Annotated in this window: 1 protein-coding gene; it reads right to left on the bottom strand. The window is 54.4% G+C overall.

The genetic code is table 11. The annotated features are described in order from the left end of the window. Positions 1–1,416 (bottom strand): tetratricopeptide repeat protein (locus tag TX82_RS13185; protein ID WP_052338279.1); only part of this gene is annotated, 1,416 nt, incomplete at its 3' end. Positions 1,417–1,486: the final 70 nt, after the last annotated feature.

Here is a 1,486-nt window from a genome sequence, read left to right as displayed (position 1 = left end):
TTTTTCCAGCATGGAGATGGCGCGGCCGTACTCCCCGGTGTTGTAGTGGGTGGCGGCGGTGTTGAGCTTTGCCATCAGGTGGTTTGGAGCCATGCGCAACACCATGGAGTACACGGCCAGGGCCCGTTTGTGCATTCCATAATGAGAAAACAATTCGCCACGACGGTTCAACGCTTCCGCAGGAAGAAAAAACAACTCATCCGGATCCAGGGCGTTGGGGATGCTGTGGTCGTTGGGCGGTAACTCCGAAAGGCTGGTTTTGGCCAGGTTGTCCGGGTCCCCCAACTCCATGGCTTTCTGGTAAAACTTCCGTGCACCTTTCATGTTGCCGCGCAGGGCATACAAATCCCCCATCTCCTGGTAAGACTTGGCTTGCAAAATGGGGTCGCTGTCGATGTTGGCCATCATGGTTTCGATGGAGATTTCGGTCAATTCAAGCCGGAGAAGGAGGCTGGCGAGACCTACCAGGATTTCCTGAGTGGGTTTGTCCTTCGGATTCAACCGTGCGGCGGTCTGGATTTCAAACAGAGCCAGCCCATATTCGCCCGACTGGTAGAGGGAACGTGACCGACTCATGTGATACTGGTGAGGAATCACCGTTTTCGGCAGTTCATCGACGCGATCGGTCTTGATCATTTCAATTAATTTTCGTGCTGATTCCACCTTCGGGTGGTTGGTCCGCATTTCATAAAGACGCTCGAGATACGACTGCGACTTTTCAAGTTCTCCGCGCACCGCGTACAAGTATCCCAATTGATACAGAGCATCCAGGTGTTTTGGGTCGATTTCGATGGCTTTGAGAAACGCCTTTTCAGCGGCGGGAAGGTCGTTCAGGTAAAAATGATTCATACCCCTTTCATGTGGGTAAACGGGGGATTTGGGATCCAGCTCCGCGGCCAGTTCGAGTTCCAGGTTGGCTTCGTTCATCTCCCCGTTCGCCGCCAGCGTGAGGGCGTATTCGTAATGAGCCTCCGGCAGTTTCTGGTGCTGGTTGACGGCGATGCCGCACCCGCGCTTGGAAAGATCGACCACACCCAGCATGCGGTAAACCTCGCAGTTGGCGTAATGGATGGCCGGGTGACGGGGTTGGATACCGCGTCCCCTCAACAGCGTTTGGTGTGCTTCGCGATAACGGCCCAGTTCGTACAGGAGAAGCGATTTCAAGATCAACGGTGTGCCTTTGTTGGGCCGTTCTTTAATGAGTTTCTCCGTCAGGGGCAGTGCCTCGGCGAACTCATTTTTCTCTGCATGCTCCAGCACTTTTAGATACTCCTTGTCCTGTCGGTCCTGCTTGGCGAAGTGTGGGTCCCACAGGGCGATTTCGATGCTCGGCCAAGTTGCGAAAGCGGGTGAGGCCTGCAGGGCGAAAGCCGTGAGCAGGCCTGCTGTTCCAATCCAGAATTTCAAGCGTTTCAAAATAACGTTCCTTTATTGTTGAAGGTATTTCCTGCGAAAGTCGGGGTTTTGGATGAACCGGACCGCGCGG

This window comes from Nitrospina gracilis 3/211 (assembly GCF_000341545.2).
Classification (GTDB): Bacteria; Nitrospinota; Nitrospinia; order Nitrospinales; family Nitrospinaceae; genus Nitrospina; species Nitrospina gracilis.
Note: the sequence above shows the minus strand (reverse complement) of the source record. Positions and strands in the feature narration are given on the sequence as shown.